Origin of the sequence: Micrococcus sp. GbtcB5 (assembly GCF_019091605.1) — a bacterium.
Taxonomy (GTDB): domain Bacteria; phylum Actinomycetota; class Actinomycetes; order Actinomycetales; family Micrococcaceae; genus Micrococcus; species Micrococcus luteus.
The window spans coordinates 1-257 of sequence record NZ_JAGXJK010000257.1; the positions used below are offsets into that span (position 1 = coordinate 1).

Here is a 257-nt window from a genome sequence, read left to right on the forward strand (position 1 = left end):
CAGAGGTCATCCTGCGGCGGAAGCTCCGGGCATGTCTGCGCGACCCCGGCCTGGCGTACTGCCGACACGCCCCTCATGCTGTCCGCGAAGGGCCACCACTGGTGGCGGCCTGGAGTGTAGAACGCGGGGACGAATGCCTCTTTGGAGGGGCGCGCGGAGGTGTCGACCGTGTAGCCGTAGGCCTCGTGACACGGGATGAGGTATTGGTCCCAGTAGTCATAGACGAGGCGGAGATGAGGATCGGTCCAGTGCTGGGT

At 65.8% G+C, this 257-nt stretch carries 1 pseudogene; it reads right to left on the reverse strand.

Annotated elements, in window-relative coordinates:
* A pseudogene (locus KVS67_RS12260) lies at positions 1-257 on the reverse strand (hypothetical protein); the annotation flags it as partial.